The sequence below is a fragment of the Flavobacterium rhamnosiphilum genome (assembly GCF_004349195.1).
GTDB lineage: Bacteria > Bacteroidota > Bacteroidia > Flavobacteriales > Flavobacteriaceae > Flavobacterium > Flavobacterium rhamnosiphilum.
Window position 1 is genome coordinate 101086 of the sequence record NZ_SMLG01000012.1, and the last position, 24543, is coordinate 125628.

The following is a 24543-nucleotide window of genomic DNA, read 5'->3' on the forward strand; positions in this document are numbered from 1 at the left end:
TAACAATTACCAATTAAAAATAATTTAACAGAATATATGAACAAAACTGCTCAATCAGTATGGGAAAACTGTTTGTCTTTTATAAAAGACAACATTCAGGATCAAGCTTACAAAACTTGGTTCGAACCAATCAAATCAGTTGAGCTAACCGATAACGCATTATATATTCAAGTTCCAAGTAAATTTTTCTACGAATGGTTAGAAGAACACTATGTAAAATTACTAAAAGTGGCACTTACCAAAGAACTTGGAAAAAACGCTAAGTTACTTTATAAAATTAGAATGGAAAACACTTATGGCAACAAACAACCGTTTACGGAGCAATTGCCAAGTGCCAATAGAGTTCCTATGAAGCCTCAAGAAGTTGATGCTCCATTCAAAAACTTAAACCCAGAATTAAAAAATCCATTTGTAATTCCGGGAATCCGAAATTTAAAAATCGAATCTCAACTGAATGCAAATTACAGTTTTGATAATTTTTTAGAAGGAGATTCTAATAGATTAGCCCGTTCTGCAGGTATGGCTGTTGCCAATAAACCTGGTGGAACTTCCTTTAATCCGTTGTTGATTTTTGGAGGAGTTGGTCTAGGAAAAACACACTTAGCACATGCTATTGGTGTGGAAATAAAAGACAAATACCCGGAAAAAACTGTTTTATACATTTCAGCGGAGATTTTCACGCAACAATATATTGACTCGGTAAAGAAAAACAACCGAAATGATTTCATACATTTCTATCAATTAATTGATGTTTTAATTATTGATGATGTTCAGTTCCTTTCCGGAAAATCTGGAACTCAGGATGTTTTCTTCCATATTTTCAATTATTTACATCAAAATGGCAAACAGGTAATCTTGACATCTGACAAGGCGCCAGTTGACATGCAAGATATTGAACAACGATTATTATCTCGTTTCAAATGGGGATTGTCTGCTGAATTGCACCAACCGGATTATGAAACCAGAATTTCTATCCTAAAAAATATATTATACAGAGATGGTGTTGAAATCCCTGAAGAAATAATAGAATATGTTGCCCGTAACATCAAATCGAATGTAAGAGAACTGGAAGGAGCCATCATTTCCTTGATTGCACAATCTTCATTCAATAAAAAAGAAGTTACGCTGGAACTTGCTAAAAGTGTTGTTGAAAAATTTGTTAAAAATGTAAAACGAGAAATTTCTATCGATTACATTCAAAAAATTGTTTCGGATTACTTCCAATTGGATTTAGAAACATTGCAATCAAAAACCAGAAAAAGGCACGTTGTTCAAGCCAGACAATTGGCAATGTTTTTTGCAAAAAAATTCACAAAAGCATCTTTAGCAAATATTGGTTCTCAAATTGGGGACAGAGATCACGCTACCGTATTACACGCATGTAAAACCGTTGATAATTTAGTTGCTACCGACAAACAATTCAAGAAATTTGTTGAAGATATCAATAAAAAATTAACGCTGTAAACGCATCATGTCCGTGAAAATTTTAATGGTCTGTTTGGGCAATATTTGTCGATCACCCTTAGCCGAAGGCATATTAGCCTCAAAGCTCCCAAAAAATAAATTCAAAGTTGATTCAGCAGGAACTGGTCCTTGGCACGTTGGCCATACTCCGGATGATCGATCCATTGCTGTAGCAAAAAAAAACAAAATAAGTATTTCAGATCAAAAAGGAAGACAATTCAGTAAATCTGATTTCGATTCATTTGACTACATCTATGTAATGGATAATTCTAATTATGATGATGTAATTCAGCTTGCCGAAACCCAAGAACAAAAACAAAAAGTACAACTAATTTTAAATGAATTATTTCCCAACGAAAAAGTAGATGTTCCGGATCCGTATTTTGGTTTACCCAATGGATTTGAAATAGTTTATAACATGCTTGATGAAGTTTGCGATATAATTGCAAAAAAATTAATAGACAAACATCAATAGTTTTTGGAATTAAAATCTTTTTCACAAGAAAAAATCAACAGAAATTTACTCTAGAAACGTAAAACTACAGCAATGCAAACAACTACTTTATTAGGAAAACTATACTTAATCCCTACTACAATGGGCGATTGCGATCCAATGGATGTGTTGCCTCAAACCGTAAAAAGAAGTATTGATTTTATAGATTATTATATTGTTGAAAACGAAAAAACAGCCCGAAAATCCATTAAAGGTGTAAATCCTGAAAAGAAACAATCGGAGCTAAAACTTTTTGTATTAAACAAGCATACCGAAACCAAAGAGCATTTAGATTTCATAAAACCTTTATTAGAAGGGAAAAACATGGGATTAATGAGCGAAGCTGGTTGTCCTGGTGTTGCTGATCCCGGTGCTGTTATTGTAAAATTGGCACATGAAAAAGGAATACAAGTTGTACCGTTAGTTGGGCCTTCTTCTATTCTTTTGGCTATGATGGCTTCCGGAATGAATGGACAAAGTTTTACGTTTAATGGCTACTTGCCTATTGAAAAAGGAGAAAAAAAGACAGCCCTGAAAAATTTGGAAAAATTATCTCAGGACAAAAACCAATCTCAAATTTTCATAGAGACTCCGTATCGAAATAATAAAATGCTGGAAGATATTTTACAGGCTATTAATCCCGCAACTCATCTTTGTATTGCAACCGATATTACTTTACCTACAGAATATATCAAAACCATGCGAGCTTCTGATTGGAAAAAAACAAAAGTGGATTTACACAACCGCCCTACTATTTTCATCATTCACAAAATGTAATATTTCTGATTTTTGACTTTAAAACCGAATTCAAAATCATATTTAGGAGTCAATCGCTATCAAAAAAAACCTGAAATACTTCTTTTTTAGCGCTACAATTTCATTTCAAAATTAAACTTTTTGGAAGGCTTCCTGCTGTCTATTAAATAAACTAAAGAATTACTTACCAAAAAGTTCTTTTTTATTTCGAAATAGCAAATACTTCTTTATTTCTTCGATATAGCAAATGGATTTTCCTGCTAAAAAATTCGAACAAAATCCCTGTTTACATTAACATTATTTACAAAAAAATTAACCCGTGCACCTATGAAAAAAAGGTAATTTTACTACTGCCCACAGTCGTTTTTTGATTCAAAATTCAAAAAAATAAAACTACTGATGTTATGAATTATAATGATTTAAATAAATTGCAAAAAACAAAAAGGGGAAGAAATGAATTAAGCCTTACTAATTATTGTAATCATTAATGTATTATGTATCAAATCATTAATTCAAAAATAAACATCATGAAATCATATATAATTGTTTTATTTTTTTTAAGCATAAGTACCATTTATTCTCAGGATAAAATAATTGATTCAGGGCAAGGGAATATTAAAATGGTAAATTTACCAGGAGTTGTAATTAAAAGTGCCGGTAAAGATTTTTCCATATACCTACCTGATAGAAACCCTGATAAAAGCGTAAGAGCACTTGAAGAAAAATTCATTGCCTATGATTTAGGGAGAGATTATGAAGGATTTGAAAATTATTTGGTAATTATGGAAACCAGTAAAGGATCACTGACTGCGACATATAATGAAAATGGTAAATTGACTAGTGTGATTGAAAATTATAAAAATATAAAACTTCCAAATAGTGTAATTTATTCCATTTACAAAACATATCCAGGTTGGCAGATTGTAAATGACAAGTATTTATATTCTCAAAAAGAAGGTGATATCATTAAAAAAGAGTACAATCTTAAAATAAAAAAAGGCAATGAAGTTCGTAAATTAATTGTCAAACCAGATGGTGAAATTGTTAAAGAAAATTAAACTATTAATAACCATAAAGGAAAAGCTACCGAATTGGTAGCTTTTTTTTAGAATACGATTTAGCAAATAAATAAGAAAGGTAAGAACTTAAATTTTTGAAATTATCAGTCCGTAAAAAATTAAAATTAGGATAAAACCAGTACTTTTATAAAAGTAATCAATGTTATTTTTAATGAGTAAACTACCAAATATCAGCACCAGTATTTTTACGGTTATGTCAAAAATGGCAGCTGAATATAACGCCATCAATCTTTCACAAGGTTTTCCAAACTTTCCTGTTGACGAAAGATTGACTGATATAATTGCCAAACTGGCGAAAGAAAATGTTCATCAATACACACCAATGTCCGGCTACGCGCCATTATTATCAAAAATAGCGACACTAGTTAATAATTCCTACAGAAGAACTGTTCATCCTGAAACTGAATTGTTAGTTACCGCCGGAGCGACCCAAGCCATTTTCACCACTATCACGGCTTTAGTAAAAAATAATGATGACGTAATTATCTTAGATCCAAGTTATGATTGCTATGAAGCACCCGTATTATTGTGCAACGCAAATCCGGTTCGAGTGGCACTAAACGATGATTATACTCCAAATTGGGAAATTATCGAAAAAGCGTGTTCTGCTAAAACCAAAATGATTATCATTAATAATCCGCATAATCCAACGGGGAAGATTTTAACGGAATCCGATTTTGAAGCCTTGGAAATCCTGTTGGAAAAATATCCGGATATTGTACTTCTTTCTGATGAAGTCTATGAATACATCACTTTCGAAGAGAAACATATTTCGGCTCATACACGCGAGAAACTATTAAATCGTAGTGTAATGGTTTCCTCTTTCGGAAAATCATTCCACGTAACAGGATGGAAAGTAGGCTATCTGGTAGCGCCGGAATACTTAATAGAGGAAATCAAAAAAGTACATCAGTTTTTAGTTTTTAGCGTAAATAGTATTTCTCAAATTGCTATTAGCGAGTATCTAGACATCGTTTCTATTGCTGAAATCGGGAAATTATATCAGGAAAAACGGGATTACTTTAGACAATTATTAAAAAATAGTCGGTTCGAACTCATGCCTTGCGAGGGAACTTATTTTCAGGTGGCTTCTTATGCAGCTATATCAAATGAGAATGATGTTGATTTTTGCAAACGCCTCATTATTGAACATGGCGTGGCTGCAATTCCTATTTCTACTTTTTATGCCGATGGAAAAGACCTCAAATTAATACGTTTCTGTTTTGCCAAAGACAATGCGACACTGGAAGAAGCCGCTAAAAGATTGTGTGTTATTTAAAAGAAACGATTTTGTTTTTTTATTATGCATGCATACTATTTAATTTATTATATTTACAATAAAAAAATATCAAAAATATGAGTTATACAGATAAAATGTTACGTGACGATGCCCTGAAAGGTAAAGTGATTGTCGTAACCGGGGGCGGAAGCGGTTTAGGAAAAGCAATGACTAAATATTTCTTGGAATTAGGTGCACAAGTTGCCATCACTTCCAGAGATTTAGAAAAACTAAAAAACACTGCTGCAGAACTGGAAACTGAAACAGGTGGAAAATGTCTTCCGATTCAATGTGATGTGCGTCATTATGAAGAAGTGGAAAATATGCTCCAGGAAGTGTTAAAAGCTTTTGGAAAAGTAGATGTTTTACTGAATAATGCTGCCGGAAATTTCATTTCTCCAACCGAAAGATTATCTGCCAATGCTTTTGATACTGTAATTGATATTGTTTTAAAAGGGACCAAAAACTGTACACTTGCTTTTGGAAAACATTGGATTGACACCAAACAAAAATCATCTACCATCTTAAATATCGTAACGACTTACGCTTGGACGGGTTCTGCTTATGTGGTACCTAGCGCAACTGCAAAAGCTGGCGTTTTGGCCATGACACGAAGTCTTGCAGTAGAATGGGCAAAATACGGAATTCGTTCTAATGCAATTGCACCGGGACCATTCCCTACTAAAGGCGCGTGGGACCGATTATTACCAGGAGATTTAGCCGAAAAATTTGATATGGCTAAAAAAGTACCGTTAAAACGTGTAGGAGATCACCAGGAATTGGCCAATTTAGCGGCTTATTTAGTTTCTGATTTTTCTGCGTATGTAAATGGCGAAGTCGTTGTTATTGACGGTGGCGAATGGCTGAAAGGCGCCGGACAATTTAATATTCTGGAAGCTATTCCCGAAGAACTTTGGGATCAGTTGGAAATGATGATCAAAGCAAAGAAGAATAAATAATAGTTTTTATATAAAATATAAAAGAGAGTCATTCACATGGCTCTCTTTTTGTTTCTGCTAATTTTTATTATTCTCCAAGGCGAGTAGAATTTCACTTTTCAGCAAGCCGCTTCCACCGCCATAATGCTGAACAATACTTATATTTGGATTCTGTTTATTGAAAAAAGCGCATAAATTAGTTTCACTTTCTTCCTGAATTCCGGAACCCAACAATACAAGGGAAAAATCTTTTTTTAGAAAAATATCCTTCGCTTCCTCATCATTCATAACGCCTACTCCATTCCAATTCTCGTTTGCATTTATTAATCGGACTACAGTTGCCAAAATTTCCAGATGTCTTCCTATGTATAAAATATTTATGGTTTCCATCATTCTACTTTTAAAAAACACAAACCTCAAAAGAAATTATTCTTTGAGATCTGTGTTTGTTTACTTTAAATTATTGTTGCAAAAATTGCAATTCGATATTCAAACGAACTTCTTCGCTTACTAAAACACCACCTGTTTCAAGAGCAGAATTCCAGTTTAATCCCCAATCTTTTCTGTTGATTTTTCCTTCTAATGAAAGTGCCATTTTAGTATTTCCCCATGGATCTTTCATTAATCCTCCATATTCTGCAGCTAATTTTACCGATTTTGTAACGCCGTGTAAGGTTAAATCACCAACCAATTCATATTCACCTTCATTAATTTTGGTAAAAGAAGTAGCGCTAAATTTAATTTCTGGAAATTGTGCAGCATCAAAAAAATCCGGACTCAATAAATGAGTGTCTCTATCTGCATTTCCTGTTGTTATGGAATCAATTGCTCCGGTAAATTCAATTTTAGCATTTTCAAAATCGTTGTCTTCTGATTCAATCATTGCATCGAATTTTGAAAATTTACCTGAAATAGTAGTGAACATCATGTGTTTCACTTTAAAACCAATTTCAGAGTGCGTTGGGTCAATTACCCATTTTGTTGTTGACATAGTCTTATTTTTTATTTAAATTGTTATTATTTATTATCATTGAAATTGCCATTGAAATTGCCATTGAAATTACCTTACACGCTCATCGGTACTTCCATTAATAGGATTTCGGCATTAGCTGAATCAGCGGTAATTTTAATACTATTCGTTTCCCAAATTCCTAATCCGTCACGTTCATTTAAAGCGATGTTCCCTATGGTGAAATCCCCTTTTAAAACAAAAGCATAGATTCCATTTCCCGGTTTTTTCAATTCATAAGAAGTAGAAAAATCGTTATCAAACTTCCCAATATGGAACCAAGCATCTTGATGAATCCAAACCCCTTCATCTTCTGGATTTGGAGATAAAATTTGCTGTAATTTATTGTGACGATCATTTAAATCTAAAGTGATTTGGTCATAACGAGGCGTTACATTTTTCTGATTTGGATAAATCCAAATCTGCAAAAATTTAACCAACTGATCTTTGTTTTTATTGTACTCGCTGTGAAAAATTCCGGTACCAGCACTCATCGCTTGAATATCGCCTTCTTTGATTACGGTAGTATTTCCCATACTGTCTTGGTGTTCTAAATCACCTTCGAGCGGAATGGAAATAATTTCCATATTATCATGCGGATGTTTCCCAAAACCCATTCCCTGATTGACTCTGTCATCATTCAGAACGCGCAGCACGCCAAAATTCATACGCTCCGGATTTTGATAATTCGCAAAACTAAAAGTATGATACGATTCTAACCAACCGTGATTGGCATGACCACGGGTATTTGCTTTATGCAAAATGGAATGCGTAATTGCTCCGTCTATTATTTTATCTGTATTTTCCATTGTCGTGTTCTTTAATATTGTGGTACAAAGTTGCGTCAAAAAAAAAGCGCATGCATTGAACTAGGACAAGAAATGAAAAATACCGAGAATTTAGTGTTTAGCGATTTTGGTTCTTATTTTACTTAAAAACTCAGCAGAAATACCCAAATAAGAAGCAATGTAATGCTGGGCAACGCGCTGTGAAAGTGTGGGATAATGGTCGAGAAACTCGAGATATTTCTCCGTGGCAGTTTTAGAAATAGTATTAAATAAGCGCTCTTGAGTAACCGCCAGATTGCGTTGCATTAGGATCCGGAAAGCGCGTTCAAACTTGGGTGCTTTGGCAAATAATTCTTCTTTTGTGTCTGGACTAAACATAAAAAATTCACAATCTTCCAATGTTTCGATATATACCCGACTCGGTTTATCTTCGTAAATACTAAAAGAAATATCGCTCACCCAGGCATTTTCGATGGCAAATTGTAAAATGACTTCAAAACCATTGGCATCAATATAATATTTCCGGACACAACCTTTGATAACAAAAGCTTCAAAATTGCACATCTCGCCTTCATGAAGTAAAATCGTTTTCTTAGGAACGGATTTATATTCCAATAAAGAATTGAAAATTTCTAATTCTTCTGGCTTAAAAGTGACATAGCGGCTTATGTTTTTATTGATTTGTGAATACAAAGCAGTCAGTTTTAGAAACTAAAGATAGAAAAAAATGTCAATTAATAACCACCAATAAATATATTAAATTAGCAAGATTTCCTCAAAAAATAAAATCCACTCCCAATTAAATTCCTATTTTTGTCAGGATAAAATACATAACAAAAAAATTATGCTCATTATAGGAATTGCAGGTGGTACAGGAAGCGGAAAAACAACCGTTGTACATCAAATTATGAATGAATTACCAGAAACCGAAGTAGGAATTATTTCGCAAGACTCATATTACAAAGAAAATCACGGACTGTCATTTGATGAAAGAGCATTAATTAATTTTGATCATCCGCGTGCCATTGATTTCGAATTATTGGTAACTCACCTTAAAGAATTAAAAGAAGGAAACAACATTAATCAACCCGTTTATTCGTTTGTAACGCACAATAGAACGGACGATACCGTTTTCACACATCCCCGAAAAGTGATGATTGTGGAAGGGATTTTAATTTTGGCAAATCCCGAATTAAGGGAATTATTTGATGTAAAAATATACGTTCATGCTGATTCTGACGAACGATTAATCCGACGTATGAAACGCGATATCGCTGAACGTGGCCGCGATATGCATGAAGTAATCAACAGATACCAAACAACATTAAAGCCAATGCACGAACAGTTTATAGAACCAACCAAAGCATTTGCAGACATCATCATACCAAACGACAAATACAATACGGTCGCCATTGATGTAGTTCGTGCGGTAATAAATCAAAAAATTCTATAATTTAGTTGTAATTTTAGTGTAATAATTATTAGGAGCTATTCCCGCTTTCCGTTTCAATCTTTTAGGATGTGAATCTTCCTTCGTCATCATCACCTACTAAAAGGATTTTCACTGTAATCGGGGCTAAAAAAAATAAAAAATGACAAATCCGTACAAAGACAAACCTTGGTTTAAATTTTTAAGTAACAAATATGTCTGGGTCTTGTTATTTTTTGCTACTTGGATGATTTTTCTGGATAACTATTCCTATTTCGGACATCGTGTTTTAGACAAACAAATCAACGAATTGGAAGACAATGCAAATTATTATAAGGAAGAAATAAAAAAAGACCAAGAGAATATCAAGCAATTAAAAAACTCAGAACAGATAGAAAAATACGCCCGAGAAAAATACTATATGAAAAAAGATAGCGAAGATATTTATATCATTGAATTCGAAGGCGACACGATTGAAAAATAAAATCCCATCCCTAAAGGGAAAGGAGTATAAAATTAATAGTGATTATTGAAAATAAAACACCAAGTTTCGGCTCACTTTCCTTAGGAGAAGGCTGGGATTAGGAAAACCATAAACAAAATGACAACAAATCTTTTCGATGATTTCAATCCCATTTCCTCCAAACAATGGAAACAAAAAATCCAATTTGAACTCAATGGAGCTGATTATAATGAAACCTTAGTTTGGAATTCTCCCGAAGATATCCAAGTAAAACCTTTTTATCACAAAGATGAGTTCTCAAAAGCTTTTTCGGTAAATACAAAAGCTACAGATTTCAGAATTTGTCAAAACATATTTGTTTATGATATTGAAAAATCAATCGAAAGAGCATTAGATTCCTTGAGTCGCGGTGCTGACAGCCTTCGTTTTACAATAGAAAACGAATCTATCGATGTTACCAATCTACTGGAGAAATTACCTTTAGAAAAAGTTACCGTTTACTTTCATTTGAGTTTTATCTCAATCGATTTCGTCAAAAAAATTGATGCTTTTGCAAAGAAAAACAATACTCCTATTTTCTGTAATCTGGATCCGATTGGGCAATTAGCCAAAGACGGAAACTGGTTTACAACCAAAGAAAAAAATAATTTCGAAACACTGAATTTACTTTCGGCAGCAGCAACATCTGTATCTTTAATAAGTATCAATGCATCATTATATCAAAATGCCGGAGCCAACATGGTGCAGCAAATTGCCTATAGTTTAGGACATGCCAATGAATATTTTAATAGAATTGAAGCCATAAATAAACCTATTGTTTTTGAAGTTGCCGTTGGGACAAATTACTTTTTTGAAATTGCAAAACTGCGCGCTTTGCGATTACTTTTTAATCTGATTGCCAAAGAATACAACCACAACTTAGATTGCAACATCATCGTTTCGCCTACAAAACGAAACAAAACATTATTCGATTATAACGTAAACATGTTGCGTACCACAACCGAATGTATGAGTGCAATTATTGGCGGAGCTGATGCAGTTGCCAATTTACCTTACGATGCGTTGTATCACAAAGACAATGAATTTGGGGATCGAATTTCCCGAAACCAATTATTGATTCTCAAAAACGAAAGTTATTTTGACAAAGTTAATAATCCGGCTGACGGCAGTTATTATATCGAAAATCTCACCAATCAATTAGCTGAAAAATCGTTGGCTTTATTCAAAGATATTGAGGCAAATGGCGGTTTCCTGAAACAACTTAATGATGGAATCATCAAAAGGAAAATTCAGGAAAGTGCTGATACGGCTCAAGCATTATTTGACAACGGTAAAGAAATTTTATTGGGAACAAACAAACATCCCAACAAACAGGATAAGATGAAACATGATTTAGAACTGTTCCCTTTTGTAAAAGTCAAACCAAGAAAAACATTGATTACACCAATAATCGAAAAACGTCTGGCAGAAAAAATAGAACAGGAAAGATTGGAGAAAGAGTAGTCAGCCAGGGTTAGCTATTTTGAATTAATACCATTGAAAAAGAGTATATTTACTTTACTAAAAAAACAAAATAATGGAAGCCATAAGACAAATCGTTAAGGTGAAAAATCACAAAATAAATATCACACTGCCCGATGATTTTAATGCTGATGAAGTAGAAGTGATTATTCTTCCTAAATCGAATAATGTGGAAATCCCTCAATGGCAAATGGACCAAGTTAGAGAAAGAACTGAGAAATATCTTAAAAATCCTTCTTCAGCTCAAGACATTGAAGATTTTCTAAAAGAAATTGACGGTGAAATATAAAATTGTAATTGTAGAGGAAGCTAAACTTGATTTCAAAACAACTTTGGATTGGTACAAAAGCATTCAGCCTAAACTAGGAGAAAGGTTCACCAAGTCTTTTAGAGAAAGTTTAAAAATAATTAAGTTAAATCCGCTACTGTTTCAAATAAGATATGACAATACCAGAGTGGCTTTGATTGAAAATTTTCCATACTTAATTCATTTCAATAGTTACAATAACAAAATTGTAATTAAAGCTATTTTTCATACATCAAGAAATACTGAAATATGGATTGAAAGGAATTAAAAATTTCAAAAAACTATAATCTTTGTGCTAAAACAAATGAAAAGAAAAGATTTACAACATATAAAATTAGAAAGTACGCCGTTGAAAGTGGAGAATGAAAATTCTCTGGCTGATGCATTTCTTACCGCAGAGGGAATCGAACTAAAACCAACGTATTCGGAACATGACATTGAAAATCTTACCCATCTTGATTTTGGAGCTGGTTTTGCACCTAATTTACGCGGGCCTTATGCAACAATGTACGTTCGCCGACCTTGGACCGTACGCCAATATGCAGGATTTTCGACTGCCGAAGAAAGCAATGCTTTTTACAGAAGAAACCTGGCTGCGGGTCAAAAAGGACTTTCCATCGCTTTTGATTTACCTACACATCGCGGCTATGATTCCGATCATGAACGTGTAGTAGGCGATGTCGGAAAAGCGGGAGTTGCTATTGACTCCGTGGAAGACATGAAAGTATTATTCGACCAAATTCCGTTGGATGAAATGTCAGTTTCCATGACGATGAATGGCGCTGTTTTACCTATTATGGCTTTCTATATTGTCGCCGCCGAAGAACAAGGCGTAAAACCTGAGTTGCTTTCCGGGACGATACAAAATGACATTCTGAAAGAATTCATGGTGCGTAATACGTATATTTATCCGCCAACTCCTTCGATGAAAATCATTGCTGATATTTTTGAATTCACCAGCAAAAAAATGCCAAAATTTAACTCGATATCTATTTCAGGATATCACATGCAAGAAGCGGGAGCCACTGCTGATATTGAATTAGCTTACACTCTGGCTGATGGATTGGAATACATTAGAACTGGATTAGCAACCGGAATGAAAATTGATGAGTTTGCTCCAAGATTATCTTTTTTCTGGGCGATTGGAATGAACCATTTTATGGAAATTGCCAAAATGCGTGCCGGTAGAATGATATGGGCAAAACTGGTGAAACAATTCGAACCAAAAGACGATAAATCTTTAGCATTACGAACCCATTGTCAAACTTCGGGTTGGAGTTTAACAGAGCAGGATCCTTTTAACAATGTGGCTCGAACCTGTATTGAAGCAGCCGCAGCCGCTTTTGGGGGAACACAATCTTTGCATACCAATGCTTTGGATGAAGCCATAGCTTTACCAACGGATTTCTCTGCAAGAATTGCCAGAAACACACAGCTTTATTTACAAGAAGAAACTAAAATCACCAAAACCGTTGATCCTTGGGCCGGCAGTTATTATGTAGAAAGCTTGACGAATGAAATTGCCGAAAATGCTTGGAAGCTTATTGAAGAAGTGGAAGAACTGGGCGGAATGACCAAAGCAATTGAATCTGGAATTCCGAAACTTAGAATCGAGGAAGCGGCAGCCAGAAAACAAGCTAGGATTGACAGCGGTCAGGATATTATTGTGGGTGTAAATCAATACCGATTAGAAAAAGAAGATCCTTTACAGATTCTGGATGTGGATAACCAAATGGTTCGCAAGCAACAATTGGAACAATTAGACCGAATAAAAGCAACCAGAGATACAGAAAAAGTCCAGAATTCACTAAGAAAACTAACCCTTTGTGCTCAAACAGGAGAAGGCAATTTACTGGAAATTGCCATTGAGGCCGCTAGAAACCGAACAACATTAGGAGAAATCAGCGATGCACTGGAAGCGGTTTTTGGAAGATACAAAGCACAAATTAAATCCTTTAGCGGTGTGTATAGTAAAGAAATAAAAGACGACAAAAGTTTTGAAAAAGCAAAACAATTAGCAGATGAATTTGCTAAAAAAGAAGGACGCCGACCTCGAATAATGATTGCCAAAATGGGACAAGACGGGCACGATCGTGGCGCAAAAGTTGTGGCTACCGGTTATGCCGATGTAGGTTTTGATGTAGACATTGGCCCACTTTTTCAAACACCAGCCGAAGCTGCCAAACAAGCAGTAGAAAACGACGTTCACATTTTGGGGGTTTCCTCTCTTGCGGCAGGGCACAAAACCCTTGTACCGCAAGTAATTGAAGAGCTGAAAAAATACGGCCGAGAAGATATTATGGTGGTTGTAGGCGGAGTAATTCCTGCACAAGATTACCAATTTTTGTTTGATGCCGGTGCAGTTGCCGTATTTGGACCCGGAACAAAAATCAGTGAAGCGGCCATTAAAATATTAGAAATTTTAATAGAAAGTTTCGAATAAAAAAGGACACCATAATTGTCAATTCTATCTAAAGCACTAATCAAAAGATTGGTGCTTTTTTGTTTTATTTTACAGATTAAAAATATACTATTCCTATTAAAAAAGAGGCAATTTAACTGATTTTATTAACATAACTTATGGTATAAATTAACGCTAAAAACTAAATTAAAAAGCTAAATTTACATAAGCATATTTATTTGTTTTTTAAAAATATAAATTTCAAAACATTGACAAATAGACAGTTAAATCTAAAGAAGGGGAAGTAAAACGATATGCCTTATGATTTATTTGTTTATTGGAATAATAGAAACTCATTTATTAATTTAAAACTAAATATCATGAAATCTCTTATTATTTTACTTTTCTTATGTACTACTATAGCATCATATTCCCAAGAAACTCAGAAAGGTAAAATTAAAATCGAAGAATTACCCGGTGTGGTTATTAAAAGAGTTGGATCAGATTTTTCTGTTTATATTCCTGATAATAATCCTGACCAAAGAGTAAGAACTGTAGAAGAAAAATTTATCGCCTTTGATTTAGGTAAAGATGCTGAAGGGTTTGAAGAATACCTTGTAGTGATGGAAGTAAAAAACGGCTCTTTGACCGCTACTTATAATGAAAACGGAAAATTAATACGCGTTGTGGAAGAATTCAAAAACGTAAAACTTCCCAGTGAGGTTATCTATTCTATTTACAGAACATATCCCGGTTGGTCAATTGTAAATGACAGCTTTCTTTATTCACAAGAAGAAGGAGATATAATCAAAAAACAATATAATATTAAAATCAAAAAAGATAAGGAAACCATGAAATTAGTGGTGCGTCCCAATGGGGAAATTCTTAAAGCGAAATAATTCGATTTAGAATAAAAAAAAGGCTGCCAAAAATAATTCAGACAGCCTTTTTTATTTTATTTTTGACTATTAGATCTGTATGTTTTTTACGTTTGCATTACCATCAGCAACAATAGACGAAGTATCATAACCGCCAAATAGCTTCATATAAGTTCGTATAGAAGTTCCGTAAGCATCTCTAAAATAACGCTTACCCTTATTTTTAAAGTACTTTTTTACTGATCCTGCACCACCAAGATGAGCGGCAGCTAAAATCCCAGATTCAGTAACATGTATTCCGTTGAGTATTGTTCCTTCGTATTTTTCAATTTCCTTTTTCAGCTCCCATTTATTTTTAGCCAAAAGTGCGATAAATGCTTTTTCCTGTAACTCAGGACTATTTAAAAAAGTAGAACTATTCCGAACTCCAACAGACTTTAAGGTCTCAATACCAAATTGGTATTTGCCTAAATATCCTAAAGAATTGATTTTTTTATATTTACTTTCAGATTCTCTGTATCCGATTGCTTCCTTAAAACCAACGAAAAAATTTCCGGTAAAAGGGATGTTCAAATTGATGTAATCTTCTTGCTTTTCAGAAGGAAATAAGTAGTGTGTTCCCTCTTCTTCATTGATAAGAAACCAAGGGCTGGTTTCTAAGTTAAACGGTTTAAAACCTGAGCTTAAAAAAACTGTAATTACAGTCAGACTAGTGTAAAAATACCACTTCTTTATCATAAATTGTTTTTCTTCTAAACGCTGTCCCATTGAGAAATTTCTATGCGCAAAGATACAACAAAAATAATTATACTGATAATCAAGCAGTTAAAGTTTTCTAAAAATAGATTAAGTGGTATTTTATATCGTTTAAGTGCACAAATTCAATTGTAGGTGCAGGAATCTTAACGGTATTAAGAACGGAAAAAACGGTCTTTAAAAAATGGGATTTGGTCTTGATTTTTGTCAAATCGACATCCAAACTCAGGTAAAATTGTCTGAATCTTTGTGGATTCGAAGTTAAAACGGGGGGAGTATCTTCTTTATTTCCAGTTATCATACCATCAGCCCCATAACCCAAAGCCAAGTTGAGCCATTTTGGTATTTTTGAGCCTTTGGCAAAAGAATGTAAATTGACCGAAAGCCAATAGGTTTGTCCATTATAGTCTTTTAGAATTTGCTCTGTAAATGAACTTCCTAAAACCTCTGGTCTGTAGCCGGCATATTTTGTAGTATGAAAAGAAAATTTAGGGGTAATACGCTGTTCCTTCCATATTAATTCTTGTGAAACATACAAAGCTGTCCCGGAAGCATTAGCAACAACATCTCCTAATGAAGCGCCCCATTCAGAGGAATATCCATCTAAAACCTCAACTGCAGTTAAAAATGCAAAGCCTAAGCCCGCTCCGTACAGCATTTGATTCTTTTTATTGGCACCACTCCATTGTAGCATTTCGGCACCAAACCGACCCAAATGATACGAAGAAAATACATGACCAGCTTTATCCATTTGAAGCCACTCCGAATTGTCATTTATAAAATGAAAATCAGATTTGGGATAATCGGTGTACCAAACTTGGTTTAAACCTATTAAAGTTCCCGTAGCCAAAACAGCTTCCGAAATGATAACTGTGTTTTGTCTTTTTATATGTAAAGAATCGGATGGTTTAAAGAAACTATCCGATTTATTTTGTGAATGGCCAATTTGAAATCCAATTAAGAGTAAAAATATAAGGAATATTTTAAATCCCAAAACTATCTTTTTACGCCTTGACTGTTGATCCAATCCGAATATTTTTTGGCGTTTTTATTGTGTTCCTCTAATGTAGCTGCAAACTCGTGGTATCCAAAACGCTCCACACTGGCGCAGAAGTAAATAAAATTATTTTTCTCAGGATCTAAAACAGCTTCTAATGCTGTAATATCAGGCATAGCGATAGGCCCAGGAGGAAGTCCTACATTCATATACGTATTGTAGGGATGACTCATCGTCAAATCATTGTAAAAAACCCTTTTGATGACTTGGTCAAAATCATTCGATTTCTTTTTCATCGCAAAAATAACGGTTGGATCAGCTTGCAATGGCATTTCCGCTCTTAAACGATTCAAATACACACCTGCAATTCTAGGTCTCTCGTCTTTTTTAACGGATTCTTTATGAACGATTGAAGCCAGAATCGTTGCTCCAATTGGAGTTAATCCTTGTTTTTGCGCTTTGGCAACTCTTTCTTTATTCCAAAAATTACGGTATTCCTTGATCATTTTATCGCGGAACTTTTCAGCCGTGGTGTTCCAATAAATCTCATACGTATTAGGAATAAACATCACCAAAACATTCTCTTCATCGAACCCGTTTTCTTTCAAGAAAATAGAATCTTTAAACGAAGTCAATAATGATAAACTGTCGGCTTCTATTTGAGAACCTACACGTCCAGCCAAATTCTCCACACGTTCCTGATTATTGAAAGCCAATTCCACAGGCGAATTAAGTCTTAAGGTTTTTACCAATTCATAACTGTTCATCCCTTTTGTAAATAGAAAACGACCAGGAATTACATTATCAGAATAGCCTCTTTTATTCGCCACCATTTCAAAACGATCCATATTCTCTATGTACGGTGCGATTATCTTCTTCACATCTTCGTATTTAGAATCGGTTGGAACGTAGATATAAACTTCTTTATCCGTAAATTTTGTGTTGGCAGAAAAAATCTGTTTCAATAGTATTAATCCGTAAATCATTAATATTGATATTAAAACAACAGAAGCAATGGTGATAATTTTCTTAATATTCATAGGTGGTATTATTTGTTTTTTTTGTGGAATCATGATACGACCATTATTCCTATTTATTTGATTTTGAAATGGTAATGATTCAAAACTAAAAAATTTAAAATTTAGTATTGATTAATTGAAAAATAGCTTCGTCTTTATAAACGCCGTTCACAAAGGTCCAATCTTTTTTTACACCTATCATTTCGAATCCAAATTTAGCAAAAAGAGCTTTACTAGCTTCATTTTCGGTCCCTATATTTGCATATAATTGGTGTAAATTAAGATTACAAAAAGCATATTCGATTAATAACCCTAAAGCTTCTGAACCAATATTCTGTTTTCGGTTTTCGTTGTCTTGGATAACGATACCTACTCCTGCCCTATTATTCTTTGGATCAAAATCAAATAAATCGATTAAACCCAAGGCTGGAAAATCCTGATCTTGACAAATAGCCAATCGCAATTGCTTGGCTTCATAAATATCCTGATGGGCATTTTCTAAATACTGTTTGACTAAAAACCGGCTGTAAGGCGTATGCGTATTACTGACTTCCCAAATGCTCTGGTCGTTTTCTATGGCATAAACAAACTCCAGATCATTGGGTTCTAATGCACGAATATAGATGTTGTCGCCTTTTAATGTTTTCATTTAGGTATTAGGTTCTTGGTTTTGGGCTTTAGTTATATCTCAATCGTTCCTTTAAATACAAATTCCGCTGGTCCTTTCAGAAAAACGTGTGTAAACTGCCCTTCTTTTTTATCAAAAGAAACGACTAATTTTCCGCCTTCAACATTCAAATCAATAGAAGAAGCATCCGTTTTTCCTAAAACATTCATTGCAATTGCAACTGCTGTAGCGCCTGTTCCACAAGAAAGGGTTTCATCTTCTACGCCTCTTTCATACGTTCTTAACGAAAAAGTGGTGTCGTCAATTTGTTTTACAAAATTGATGTTGCTTCCTGCTTTCCCATACAAATCTCCGTATCGAATGGCTGCTCCGTTTTCCTTTATATTGTAATTTTCTAAATCGTCTACGAGTTGCACATGGTGTGGTGAACCGGTATTTAGAAACACATGATCCGAACTCACTTTTACTTCCGCAACATCTATCATTTGTAACGAAACCAATCCATCATCCTCAATTGTTGCGTGGTGCAAACCATCAGTCGCAATAAAAGTAGTATCGTTTTGGATTACGTTCAGCTTTTTGGCGAAAGCCACTAAACATCTTCCACCGTTACCACACATGGAACTTTGGTTTCCATCAGAGTTGTAATAGACCATTTTGAAATCAGTAGTCGTGTCATTTTCCAGTAAAATAAGACCATCGCCTCCTATTCCAAAACGTCTGTCGCATAAATGCGCGATGAGTTGAGTATTCTCTTTTGGAAAAAAATCCGAACGATTATCAATCATGACAAAATCGTTTCCTGTTCCTTGGTATTTATAAAATTCTAGTTGCATTTTAATTGAATTGAGTTATACAAAAGTACGAACTATTAATGAAATGTTAATCATTGTTAAAGAGCGTTAAACTGTATTTTACGAAGCTAATTTAGTTTTATTTTTACGAGTAAATATCTTAAAAAACGAATTTAATTATGAAAAAAATTTCAACACTTTTTTTGGTTTCCCTGTTGAGCGGAGTAGTAACACTGGGTTCATACAAATTATTATTTGACACCAATGGATATTTTTCTAATGATAAAAATTCAGGAGTCACAACGGCATCCGATTCTTACGGAAAGAAAGTAGGATTATCATCGGATGTACTTGATTTTACTGAGGCTGCAGAAAAAACCATCCATACGGTTGTGCACGTAAAAAACGTTTCCCGCAGAACCATTACGAATCCCATTTTAGAATATTTTTATGGGTATAAAGGAGGACAATCCCAGGAACAAGTAGGAACGGGGTCTGGCGTTATCATTTCGGAGGATGGTTATATTGTGACCAACAATCACGTGATCAAAGGCGCATCAGAAATTGAAATCACCTTAAATAACAAAAAATCATATGTGGCAAAACTCATTGGAACCGATTCTAAAATGGATATTGCCATATTGAAAATTGACGCGGAGGGAAAATTACCGTATACCGTTTTTGCCAATTCTGATTCGGTGAAAATTGGCGAATGGGTTTTGGCAGTCGGAAATCCGTATAATTTAACTTCCACGGTAACCGCCGGAATTGTTTCGGCGAAAGCCAGAGATTTAGACACCAGCGGAATCCAGTCTTTCATACAAACAGATGCTGCGGTAAACCCAGGAAACAGTGGTGGCGCCTTAGTCAACACGCGTGGTGAACTGATAGGAATCAACACAATGATTTCGTCAATGACGGGTTCTTATGTAGGCTATTCGTTTGCGGTACCTTCGAATATTGCCCGAAAAATAATTGAGGATCTTATGGAATTTGGTAATGTACAACGTGGAATTCTTGGTGTTGAAGGAGGCGAATTAAACAGTATTACTTCCAAGGAATTAGGAATAACACAAACGCAAGGATTCTACATTAATAAAGTAACCAAAAATTCCGGTGCCGAAAAATCAGGACTTGGAAAAGGCGATGTCATCATCAAATTAGACGAACAAAATGTGACGACTTTTGCTGATCTTTCCGGATACATCAATACGAAAAGACCCAATGACAAAATTCAGGTCACCTATATCAGAGATGGAAAAACCAGAGTGGTTCCAGTTATCTTGAGCAAAAATGAGTTTTTCAATGCTGAATTTAAAGGCATCGAACTGGAAAACATCGAGGCAGCGGACAAGAAAAAGTTTAAAATTGATTATGGTGTAAAAATTAAATCAATAAGCAGTCAAAACTTGAAACAATACGAGGATGAGTTGATAGGAAATATTATCTTGAGTATTGACAATGTCAAAGCTACGGATGTGGAAACGGTATCTAAACTTTTAAGTAAAAAAGAGGAAAACCAAACCGTACGCATCGAAATGATTAATAAAAACGGTGAGGTAATCCGAGTGATCCTCTAAGGTATTCGAATTTTAAAAAAACCAAAGCCATCTTGAAAAAACAAGGTGGCTTTTTTATTTTATAAATAAATCATAAAATGTGTTACGAAATCGATTGAAATGGGTACTTTTGCGCAAAATTTGTAAAAAATACAATCACTTATTTTCATTAAATTTTCAACATGGCAACCACAACTTTATACGAAAAGGAAGTTACTTTTCAAGCCGACAGGCGACGTGCAGGAGTAGAATTGATTAAAATCATCAGCGATTTATGGTATGATAAATCCATAGAAATGGTCTTATTCAGAAATCAATTAATTGATAGAAATGTAAGCGACATCATCAACCTACATGAATATGCGGGAGAATTTGTAAGCAAACCTATTTCGGTATTTGACTCTGTAGAAATAGCCAGAGCTGTTTTAGAATTGGATTTACCGCCTTCTAAACTCGACATTGGCAAACTGACTTACGAATATCGTTTGGAAGATGAAAAATATCCTGACGCCAAATATTTTGTTATTGATAAATTAAAATACGCAAAAGACTCTGAGGAAATTCAACCGAAAGATGTTGTGCTATATGGTTTTGGTCGAATTGGCCGCTTATTGGCTAGAGAATTAATGTCCAAAACAGGGAAAGGAAGTCAATTGCGATTGCGCGCTATCGTGACACGCGATAAAAATGACGCCACTACTCTTGAAAAAAGAGCGTCCTTATTACGATACGATTCTATTCACGGTGATTTTCAAGGATCAGTAACTGCCGACCCTGAAAACAATGCTTTGATTATCAACGGAACCACTGTTCACGTCATCACCGCCAACGGACCCGAAGAAATTGATTATACTCATTTTGGAATCGACAATGCGTTGGTAATTGACAACACAGGCGCTTTTACGACACACGAAGCGTTAAGTAGACATTTAGTTTCTAAAGGTGCGGATAAAGTATTGCTTACCGCTCCGGGAAAAGGAGTTCCTAATATTGTTCATGGCGTAAACCAAAACGAATACAATCCTGACGAAATCAACATCTTTTCGGCTGCGTCGTGTACTACGAATGCAATTACGCCAATATTGAAAGCTGTTGAAGACACATTAGGAGTTGTAAAAGGACATTTAGAAACGATCCATGCCTATACAAACGACCAGAATCTTGTGGATAATATGCACAAAAAATACCGTCGTGGAAGAGCCGCTGCTTTGAATATGGTGATTACCGAAACTGGTGCCGGAAGTGCTGTTGCAAAAGCATTACCAAGCCTTGCCGGAAAATTAACATCAAATGCAATTCGGGTGCCGGTTCCTAACGGTTCTTTGGTAGTCTTGAATCTTGAAGTATCCAGAGAAACATCGCTGTTAGAAATCAATACTATCATGAAAAAATATGCATTGGAAGGCGAATTGGTAGAGCAAATCAAATATTCTTTGAATAACGAATTGGTTTCTTCGGATATCGTGGGAACATCAGCTCCTGCAATTTATGACAGTAACGCCACAATCGTTTCTGCCGACGGAAAAAATATCGTGTTATACATTTGGTACGATAACGAATACGGATACAGCCACCAGGTAATCCGATTAGCAAAATACATTGCCAAAGTAAGACGTTTTACGTATTACTAGTCTTTAGATTACAGGTTGTTGGTTGCGGGTTGTAATTTTTAGTTTTTTAGTTTTTAGTTTTAGATTGAAGAAAGCAGCAACCCAACCTGAATTAAATAGAAAATCCGTCGCGTTATGAAAACGAGACGGATTTTTTTTATGGGTAAATTTAATGGCCCGCAGATGACGTGAATCAATCCGATTTTCATGGATTTTTTAAAAGTCATGAGAGTAATACATCCGTAAACTCATAACTTATAATTCATAACTAATTACTCCTTCGGTTTTGTCAAGTAATAAATAGGAATTCCAATCAGCATAATCAAAACACCCCAACCGCTTGTACTTGTTTTAGTGTATAATAGCGCCAGACAAATTGCACTTGCAATAACAATATAGAGTCCCGGTAAAAACGGATATCCAAAAGCTTTATACGGTCTTTCGGCATCGGGCATTTTCTTGCGAAGAATAAATATCCCTAAGATGGTGAGAATATAAAATATCAAAACGATGATTACCACAAAATCCAATAAATCACCATATTTCCCTGTCAAACACAAAGCCGAAGCCCAAAAACATTGCATCCATATAGACCATGCCGGAACACTCGCTTTATTCAATTCGGCTGCTTTTTTAAAGAAAACACCGTCTTGAGCCATCGTATAATAGACTCTGGCACCTGCCATAATCAATCCGTTGTTACAGGCAAAAGTCGAAATCATAATCATCACAGCAATAATCAAAGTCCCAACGGATCCAAAGATAACCTGTGAAGCCACAACCGCCACACGATCAGACTCGGCCGTGGCAATACCTTGCAAAGGCACGACAGCCAAATACATAATATTGGCCACAATATAAATAACACTAACGATTAAGGTTCCTAAGAACAAACTCAATCCCACATTGCGTTTTGGGTTTTTAATTTCACCTGCAATAAAAGTCACCCCTTCCCAAGCCACACTCGAGAACAACGAACCCACTAAAGCTGCCGAAATTGCCGAAATCAGCGCCGTTCCGCTTATTGGCATCCAAGATCCGTTAGTCACATCCATAGATTGTGAAGCCCAAGCGTTGGTCCAGTTGGCATCCCATACTTCCGCTTTTGCAGCCATGAAACCAAAAATAATTAAACCTGCCAACGACAGAATTTTGATTACGGTAAGAACCGTCTGTAAGATCTTAGAGTTTTTTACCCCGCGGCTATTGATGTAACTCAACAAAATAATGGTAAAAATAGAAACAATCTGAGCAGCATTGAGTTTGAAATCGCCAATCTCATACAAAATATTTTTATCGCTTAAAGGCGCGTACAAATAAGCGGCAAATTTAGCAAAAGCCACACCCACGGCAGCAATTGTCCCAGTTTGAATCACCGCAAAGAAACTCCAACCGTATAGAAAACCCACCAGTTTCCCGTAGGCTTCTTTGATATACACATATTGCCCTCCGGCTTTAGGAAACATAGCACTCAATTCACCATAACTCACGGCAGCAATCACCGTAATTACACCCGTAAGCACCCACATAGCAATCAGCCAACCGGCCGAACCCAACTGGCGCACCATATCTGAGCTTACAATAAATATCCCGGAACCTATCATAGAACCCACCACAAGCATGGTTCCGTCAAGTAATCCTAATTCTCTTTTAAAATCTTCTGGTTTTTGGTCTTCCATATATTGGGTTTTTGGTTTTTAGTTGGCTAAAGATATACTTTTTTTGGAAATTTCAGAAAATAGTGGAAAAGGTGATCGATAATAGAGTAAAAACGAAAAAAATTTATTGATTTGGGCGTGACCCTTCGTAAAAACTCCGGGTCGGGCTGTACGCTGTATCTTTATTTTCTTAAAGAAAGAAAATAAAGGATGCCGCTTCCATCCCTCACGCACTTGCGAGAACGATTGCGGTTTACAACTACTGTTAGGTAAGAAAAGTTTTCTGAAAATAAAAAGTGAATTTAGTCATTTGTAGTTGTTTTTTTATAAATTCGTTAAAAAAAATTTAAAAATTCAAAGCCAACAAAAATTGATTGAACTTTAGGAAGTTATGACGAGTACAAACAAGTTTTAACAAACTTAATAAAAAAAAAACATAGCGAAAAAAAATAGCACAACAAGAATTATACTGATGTATAACTTTTTGATTAAATGGAAATAAAACTCAATAAAGCAGTAACATTAATTTAAAACTAAAATTGAATATTAATACTTAATTTATATACTATGATAAAAATAAAGAAATTCTTAAAGACTGCAATTTTATTATTAACAATTCCGTTATTGCTTTGGAATTGTGAAAGCGAAAATATATTTATTTCAGAAAACCAATTAACAGATAATAATTATATCGCTAACCAAAATAAGATTAATGTA

25 protein-coding genes are annotated in these 24543 nt (G+C 34.8%); 15 read left to right on the forward strand and 10 right to left on the reverse strand.

Annotated features, from left to right (window positions below):
• Positions 1-36 precede the first annotated feature (36 nt).
• The 6 genes from dnaA to E0I26_RS14265 all read left to right on the forward strand — a co-directional run bounded on the left by dnaA (position 37) and on the right by E0I26_RS14265 (position 6030).
• A complete protein-coding gene (dnaA, locus tag E0I26_RS14240; RefSeq protein WP_035674283.1) occupies positions 37-1464 on the forward strand; it encodes a chromosomal replication initiator protein DnaA in 1428 nt (475 codons plus the stop codon).
• Between the two features lie 7 nt (positions 1465-1471).
• The gene (locus tag E0I26_RS14245) at positions 1472-1939 is read left to right on the forward strand and encodes a low molecular weight protein-tyrosine-phosphatase (RefSeq protein ID WP_131917108.1); all 468 of its coding nucleotides are present in this window, start codon (positions 1472-1474) and stop codon (positions 1937-1939) included.
• Positions 1940-2011: 72 nt separating this feature from the next.
• A complete protein-coding gene (locus tag E0I26_RS14250) occupies positions 2012-2734 on the forward strand; it encodes an SAM-dependent methyltransferase (protein ID WP_131917109.1) in 723 nt (240 codons plus the stop codon).
• 506 nt (positions 2735-3240) lie between these two features.
• On the forward strand, positions 3241-3771 hold the full coding sequence (locus E0I26_RS14255) for a hypothetical protein (RefSeq protein ID WP_131917110.1): 531 nt from the start codon (positions 3241-3243) through the stop codon (positions 3769-3771).
• 172 nt (positions 3772-3943) lie between these two features.
• Positions 3944-5071 (forward strand): methionine aminotransferase, encoded by a 1128-nt coding sequence (locus tag E0I26_RS14260; protein WP_131917111.1) that lies wholly within the window; start codon positions 3944-3946, stop codon positions 5069-5071.
• Positions 5072-5148: 77 nt separating this feature from the next.
• Entirely contained in the window at positions 5149-6030 is an 882-nt protein-coding gene (locus E0I26_RS14265) for an SDR family oxidoreductase (RefSeq protein ID WP_165929457.1), read from the forward strand.
• Positions 6031-6087: 57 nt separating this feature from the next.
• Here E0I26_RS14265 and E0I26_RS14270 read toward each other — a convergent pair whose 3' ends face one another.
• The 4 genes from E0I26_RS14270 to E0I26_RS14285 all read right to left on the reverse strand — a co-directional run bounded on the left by E0I26_RS14270 (position 6088) and on the right by E0I26_RS14285 (position 8499).
• Complete coding sequence (locus E0I26_RS14270; RefSeq protein WP_235831780.1) at positions 6088-6399, reverse strand: response regulator; 312 nt, start codon at positions 6397-6399, stop codon at positions 6088-6090.
• A gap of 70 nt (positions 6400-6469) precedes the next feature.
• Complete coding sequence (locus E0I26_RS14275) at positions 6470-7000, reverse strand: YceI family protein (RefSeq protein WP_131917113.1); 531 nt, start codon at positions 6998-7000, stop codon at positions 6470-6472.
• 74 nt (positions 7001-7074) lie between these two features.
• The gene (locus tag E0I26_RS14280) at positions 7075-7827 is read right to left on the reverse strand and encodes a pirin family protein (protein ID WP_131917114.1); all 753 of its coding nucleotides are present in this window, start codon (positions 7825-7827) and stop codon (positions 7075-7077) included.
• Positions 7828-7917: 90 nt separating this feature from the next.
• Complete coding sequence (locus tag E0I26_RS14285; protein ID WP_131917115.1) at positions 7918-8499, reverse strand: Crp/Fnr family transcriptional regulator; 582 nt, start codon at positions 8497-8499, stop codon at positions 7918-7920.
• A gap of 151 nt (positions 8500-8650) precedes the next feature.
• On the opposite strand from E0I26_RS14285, the gene udk reads away from it, so the two are divergent.
• The 7 genes from udk (at position 8651) to E0I26_RS14320 (ending at position 14826) form a co-directional block, all read left to right on the forward strand.
• Entirely contained in the window at positions 8651-9259 is a 609-nt protein-coding gene (gene udk, locus E0I26_RS14290) for a uridine kinase (protein WP_131917116.1), read from the forward strand.
• A 139-nt stretch (positions 9260-9398) separates the two neighbouring features.
• Entirely contained in the window at positions 9399-9719 is a 321-nt protein-coding gene (locus tag E0I26_RS14295; protein WP_099714581.1) for an FtsB family cell division protein, read from the forward strand.
• 117 nt (positions 9720-9836) lie between these two features.
• A complete protein-coding gene (locus tag E0I26_RS14300) occupies positions 9837-11201 on the forward strand; it encodes a methylmalonyl-CoA mutase subunit beta (RefSeq protein ID WP_131917117.1) in 1365 nt (454 codons plus the stop codon).
• A 73-nt stretch (positions 11202-11274) separates the two neighbouring features.
• Entirely contained in the window at positions 11275-11508 is a 234-nt protein-coding gene (locus tag E0I26_RS14305; protein WP_131917118.1) for a hypothetical protein, read from the forward strand.
• Positions 11498-11794, forward strand: a complete 297-nt coding sequence (locus E0I26_RS14310; RefSeq protein ID WP_131917119.1) for a type II toxin-antitoxin system RelE/ParE family toxin — start codon at positions 11498-11500, stop codon at positions 11792-11794. The genes E0I26_RS14305 and E0I26_RS14310 overlap by 11 nt, the downstream gene beginning before the upstream one ends.
• A 36-nt stretch (positions 11795-11830) precedes the next feature.
• On the forward strand, positions 11831-13969 hold the full coding sequence (gene scpA / locus E0I26_RS14315) for a methylmalonyl-CoA mutase (RefSeq protein WP_131917120.1): 2139 nt from the start codon (positions 11831-11833) through the stop codon (positions 13967-13969).
• 338 nt (positions 13970-14307) lie between these two features.
• A complete protein-coding gene (locus E0I26_RS14320) occupies positions 14308-14826 on the forward strand; it encodes a hypothetical protein (protein WP_131917121.1) in 519 nt (172 codons plus the stop codon).
• A 69-nt stretch (positions 14827-14895) separates the two neighbouring features.
• On the opposite strand, the gene E0I26_RS14325 is transcribed toward E0I26_RS14320, so the two are convergent.
• From E0I26_RS14325 to dapF, 5 genes are all read right to left on the reverse strand, one after another.
• Positions 14896-15573 (reverse strand): peptidoglycan-binding protein LysM, encoded by a 678-nt coding sequence (locus E0I26_RS14325; protein WP_317126125.1) that lies wholly within the window; start codon positions 15571-15573, stop codon positions 14896-14898.
• Between the two features lie 67 nt (positions 15574-15640).
• Positions 15641-16555, reverse strand: a complete 915-nt coding sequence (locus E0I26_RS14330; RefSeq protein ID WP_131917122.1) for a DUF2279 domain-containing protein — start codon at positions 16553-16555, stop codon at positions 15641-15643.
• Positions 16556-16557: 2 nt separating this feature from the next.
• Positions 16558-17598 (reverse strand): endolytic transglycosylase MltG, encoded by a 1041-nt coding sequence (gene mltG, locus E0I26_RS14335; RefSeq protein WP_131917123.1) that lies wholly within the window; start codon positions 17596-17598, stop codon positions 16558-16560.
• 94 nt (positions 17599-17692) lie between these two features.
• On the reverse strand, positions 17693-18226 hold the full coding sequence (locus tag E0I26_RS14340) for a GNAT family N-acetyltransferase (RefSeq protein WP_131917124.1): 534 nt from the start codon (positions 18224-18226) through the stop codon (positions 17693-17695).
• 32 nt (positions 18227-18258) lie between these two features.
• Positions 18259-19041, reverse strand: coding sequence for a diaminopimelate epimerase (gene dapF, locus E0I26_RS14345; protein ID WP_131917125.1), 783 nt, complete (start codon positions 19039-19041; stop codon positions 18259-18261).
• A gap of 137 nt (positions 19042-19178) precedes the next feature.
• Between dapF and E0I26_RS14350 the strand changes: the two genes are divergently transcribed.
• Positions 19179-20579: a trypsin-like peptidase domain-containing protein gene (locus E0I26_RS14350; protein WP_131917126.1), complete on the forward strand. Its 1401-nt coding sequence runs from the start codon at positions 19179-19181 to the stop codon at positions 20577-20579.
• Between the two features lie 161 nt (positions 20580-20740).
• Positions 20741-22189: a glyceraldehyde-3-phosphate dehydrogenase gene (locus tag E0I26_RS14355; RefSeq protein WP_131917127.1), complete on the forward strand. Its 1449-nt coding sequence runs from the start codon at positions 20741-20743 to the stop codon at positions 22187-22189.
• Positions 22190-22440: 251 nt separating this feature from the next.
• Here the strand turns inward: E0I26_RS14355 and E0I26_RS14360 are convergent, their stop codons facing one another.
• Positions 22441-23847, reverse strand: a complete 1407-nt coding sequence (locus tag E0I26_RS14360; RefSeq protein ID WP_131917128.1) for an APC family permease — start codon at positions 23845-23847, stop codon at positions 22441-22443.
• Between the last annotated feature and the right edge of the window lie 696 nt (positions 23848-24543).

Excerpts from the sequence above, each read along its gene's own strand:
- E0I26_RS14260 (WP_131917111.1), top strand. The coding sequence starts at position 3,944 with ATGAGTAAACTACCAAATATCAGCACCAGTATTTTTACGGTTATGTCA.
- E0I26_RS14320 (WP_131917121.1), top strand. The coding sequence starts at position 14,308 with ATGAAATCTCTTATTATTTTACTTTTCTTATGTACTACTATAGCATCA.
- dapF (WP_131917125.1), bottom strand. The coding sequence starts at position 19,041 with ATGCAACTAGAATTTTATAAATACCAAGGAACAGGAAACGATTTTGTC.
- E0I26_RS14265 (WP_165929457.1), top strand. The coding sequence starts at position 5,149 with ATGAGTTATACAGATAAAATGTTACGTGACGATGCCCTGAAAGGTAAA.
- E0I26_RS14305 (WP_131917118.1), top strand. The coding sequence starts at position 11,275 with ATGGAAGCCATAAGACAAATCGTTAAGGTGAAAAATCACAAAATAAAT.
- E0I26_RS14250 (WP_131917109.1), top strand. The coding sequence starts at position 2,012 with ATGCAAACAACTACTTTATTAGGAAAACTATACTTAATCCCTACTACA.
- E0I26_RS14360 (WP_131917128.1), bottom strand. The coding sequence starts at position 23,847 with ATGGAAGACCAAAAACCAGAAGATTTTAAAAGAGAATTAGGATTACTT.
- E0I26_RS14255 (WP_131917110.1), top strand. The coding sequence starts at position 3,241 with ATGAAATCATATATAATTGTTTTATTTTTTTTAAGCATAAGTACCATT.
- mltG (WP_131917123.1), bottom strand. The coding sequence starts at position 17,598 with ATGAATATTAAGAAAATTATCACCATTGCTTCTGTTGTTTTAATATCA.
- E0I26_RS14270 (WP_235831780.1), bottom strand. The coding sequence starts at position 6,399 with ATGGAAACCATAAATATTTTATACATAGGAAGACATCTGGAAATTTTG.
- dnaA (WP_035674283.1), top strand. The coding sequence starts at position 37 with ATGAACAAAACTGCTCAATCAGTATGGGAAAACTGTTTGTCTTTTATA.
- E0I26_RS14325 (WP_317126125.1), bottom strand. The coding sequence starts at position 15,573 with ATGGGACAGCGTTTAGAAGAAAAACAATTTATGATAAAGAAGTGGTAT.
- E0I26_RS14355 (WP_131917127.1), top strand. The coding sequence starts at position 20,741 with ATGGCAACCACAACTTTATACGAAAAGGAAGTTACTTTTCAAGCCGAC.
- E0I26_RS14340 (WP_131917124.1), bottom strand. The coding sequence starts at position 18,226 with ATGAAAACATTAAAAGGCGACAACATCTATATTCGTGCATTAGAACCC.
- E0I26_RS14280 (WP_131917114.1), bottom strand. The coding sequence starts at position 7,827 with ATGGAAAATACAGATAAAATAATAGACGGAGCAATTACGCATTCCATT.
- udk (WP_131917116.1), top strand. The coding sequence starts at position 8,651 with ATGCTCATTATAGGAATTGCAGGTGGTACAGGAAGCGGAAAAACAACC.
- E0I26_RS14300 (WP_131917117.1), top strand. The coding sequence starts at position 9,837 with ATGACAACAAATCTTTTCGATGATTTCAATCCCATTTCCTCCAAACAA.
- E0I26_RS14350 (WP_131917126.1), top strand. The coding sequence starts at position 19,179 with ATGAAAAAAATTTCAACACTTTTTTTGGTTTCCCTGTTGAGCGGAGTA.
- E0I26_RS14275 (WP_131917113.1), bottom strand. The coding sequence starts at position 7,000 with ATGTCAACAACAAAATGGGTAATTGACCCAACGCACTCTGAAATTGGT.
- E0I26_RS14245 (WP_131917108.1), top strand. The coding sequence starts at position 1,472 with ATGTCCGTGAAAATTTTAATGGTCTGTTTGGGCAATATTTGTCGATCA.
- scpA (WP_131917120.1), top strand. The coding sequence starts at position 11,831 with ATGAAAAGAAAAGATTTACAACATATAAAATTAGAAAGTACGCCGTTG.
- E0I26_RS14295 (WP_099714581.1), top strand. The coding sequence starts at position 9,399 with ATGACAAATCCGTACAAAGACAAACCTTGGTTTAAATTTTTAAGTAAC.